General features: G+C 70.8%; 2 protein-coding genes. Both read left to right on the top strand.

Features of this window, described 5'->3' with window-relative positions:
- Nucleotides 1-467 (top strand): ComEA family DNA-binding protein (locus tag ELR45_RS12905; protein WP_165367728.1); only part of this gene is annotated, 467 nt, incomplete at its 5' end.
- 98 nt (nt 468-565) lie between these two features.
- Complete coding sequence (locus tag ELR45_RS12900; RefSeq protein WP_205856504.1) at nt 566-2,932, top strand: ComEC/Rec2 family competence protein; 2,367 nt, start codon at nt 566-568, stop codon at nt 2,930-2,932.
- The last annotated feature ends 1 nt before the right edge of the window (nt 2,933 follow it).

The raw sequence follows: 2,933 nt of genomic DNA, 5'->3' as shown, positions 1-2,933 counted from the left end.
GCGGTGCGGCCGGCTCTGACACGCTGCTGGTGCACGTGGCCGGCGACGTCGCCCGGCCCGGGGTGGTGACGCTGCCGGCAGGGTCACGGGTGGTGGATGCGATCGAGGCTGCCGGAGGCGCCGCCACCGATGTGGATCTGACACCGCTCAATCTGGCCCGGGTATTGACCGACGGCGAACAGGTACTCGTCGGCGTGGACTCTCCGCACGGATCCGAGCCGGCCGGGGACCATGCCGCCGGAGACACCGCCTCCGGGGGCGATCCGGCGAGCGGAGGTGTGGTCAGCCTGAACACGGCGGGAGCCGCGGAACTCGAGACACTGCCCGGCATCGGGCCGGCGCTGTCGCAGCGCATCCTCGACTGGCGTGAGCAGAACGGCCGGTTCAGCAGCGTGGACGAGCTTCTCGAAGTCTCGGGCATCGGCCCGAGCACGTTCGAGGATATCGAACCCCTGGTCGCGCTATGAGCAGTTCGGCGGCACACGAGTCGCGTCCGCGGCGGGCGGAACGAGCGGCCACGGACACAGGAGTGGGCCCGACGTCGCCCTCGGCGGCCGAAGGCGCCATGCCACGTGGCCGCGCGAACAGCGGGTCACGCGACTCCCTGCTGGCGCGCCCCCTCACCGGCGAGCAGGTCGACATGCGGCTGGTTCCCATCGCGGCGGCGTTGTGGGCCGGTACCATCCTGGGTCTCCAGCTTCAGATAACGCACGCGCTGCTGGTCTGTGCGGCTGGTGCAGCGGTGGGAATGGTGATCTGTGTGCCGCTGGCACGTGGGCGGTCCGTGGTCGCACTGGCTGTCTTGTGCCTTGCAGTGGGTGTGCTCGCGGGTGGTTCCCGGGCTGCCCAGGTACGCGACGGTCCGGTGGTGGAGCTCGCCGAGCAGGAGGCGCAGATTCGGCTCGACGGCGTCGTCGCCGCCGATCCCGAACTGCGTCAAGGCGAGGGCGGTGACGAGCGGGGACCGGCATCGGAATACGTGCTGGTCCGGTTCCGGGTCGACACGATCTCCGGTCGCGGGGACACGCATCAGGTGCGCACCCCGGTCCTGGTGGTGGCGAGCGGGTCGTCCTGGAACGATCTCCTCCCCGGTCAACGTGTCCGGACGTCGGGCCGCCTGTCACCGGCCGATGGCGGCGACGTCGCCGCATTCGTCCGGGTCACCGACGAACCGGAGCTGGTCGGCGAGCCGGGGACGGTGGCGCGCGCCGGTGAGCCGCTGCGTGCCGGCCTCCGGGAGGCGGTGACCGCCGTACCCGAAGGACACCGCGGATTGATCCCCGGCATGGTCGTCGGCGATGAGTCGATGATGAGCGACGAGCTCCGGGAGGAGATGCGAGTCACCGGTCTGACTCATCTGACCGCGGTCTCGGGCACCCACGTCGGCATCGTGCTGCTCGCGATCCTCGGCGTGGCTCGGCTGATCGGCGTGCGTGGTTACGCACTGCCGGTGATCGCGGTGATCGGCGTGGCCGGCTTCGTCCTGCTGGTCCGGCCTGAACCCAGCGTGCTCCGGGCCGCCGTGATGGGCACGGTGGCCGTGCTTGGGGTGCTGGTGGCCGGCCGGCGCCGTGCGCTACCGGCGCTGGCCACGGCGGTGATCGTTCTGGTGCTGGTCGAGCCGTGGCTGGCGCTGTCGCTTGGGTTCGTACTCTCGGTGTCGGCCACCGCGGGGATCGTCGTCCTGGTTCCGTCGTGGCAGGACGCGATGGGATGGCTGCCGCGACCGGTGGCGCTGGCCGTCGCCGTACCGCTGGCCGCGCAAGTGGCCTGCACTCCTGTGCTGCTGGCGTCGTTCGGTCAGTTCAGTGTGGCATCGGTTCCGGCGAACATGCTCGTGGGCCCGGTTGTCGCCCTCGCGATGGTCCTGGGTCTCGCGGCCACCGTCGTCAGCCCGCTCCTTCCCCCGGTGGCGGCCGCGCTGGCCTGGACGGCCGGGCTGCCGGCATGGTGGATCGCCTCCGTTGCCGCCTGGTTCGCGCATCAGCCCGGCGCGGAGTTCGAGTGGCCGGACGGACGCGGAGGAGCGGTCATCGGCGTCGCGTTGTCGCTGGGCGCCATCGCCGTGCTGCCGCTATTGCTGCGGCGGCCTGTCGTGTCGTTCGTGACGGCGACAGTGCTGGTGTTCGTCCTGCTCCGGGCGATGCCCACTCCAGGGTGGCCGCCGAGGGACTGGCTGATGGTGATCTGCGACGTCGGACAGGGTGATGCCGTGGTCCTGCACGCCGGGCCTGGCTCGGCCGTCGTCGTGGACACCGGCCCGGATCCGCTCATGGCGCGCAGGTGCCTCGACTCGCTGGGCATCGACCATGTGCCCCTGCTGGTGCTCAGCCACTTCCATGCTGACCACGTCGACGGTGTCCCAGGGGTGCTCGCCGGGCGCCGGGTCGGCCACGCCATGGTGTCGCCTCTTGAGGAGCCCGGACCCAGCGCACGTCGAGTGACCTCCTGGCTCGGTGAAGCCCAGGTCCCGGTCGAGGCGCCCCGGGTGGGGGAGCGTCGGGCTGTAGGGGCGGTCACCGTGGAGGTGCTGTGGCCGCGGCGGAGGATCGCCTCGTCGTCGGAGTCGGACGCGAACAACGCCAGCGTCGTCCTCATGGCCGAGGTCGACGGTGTCGAGATCCTGCTGACCGGGGATATCGAGCCGGCGGCGCAACGGGCGCTGCTCAACGCCGAGCCGGAGTTGAACGCGGACGTGCTCAAGGTTGCCCACCATGGTTCCCGGCACCAGGACGAGCGCATGCTGACCGATATCGGCGCCGAGCTTGCGCTGGTCGGCGTGGGCGAGAACACCCATGGTCACCCGGACGAAGAGGTGCTCGAGCTGCTGACGAGGAACGGTACCGATGTGCGGCGCACCGACGAGGACGGGACCGTCGCCGTGATACGTACCGCGGACCGCACCCTTGCCACGGTCGCTGGTGTCCCGTGAA

Origin of the sequence: Phytoactinopolyspora endophytica (genome assembly GCF_004138495.1) — a bacterium.
GTDB classification, from domain to species: domain Bacteria; phylum Actinomycetota; class Actinomycetes; order Jiangellales; family Jiangellaceae; genus Phytoactinopolyspora; species Phytoactinopolyspora endophytica.
This window is presented reverse-complemented; position numbering and strand designations above follow the sequence as displayed.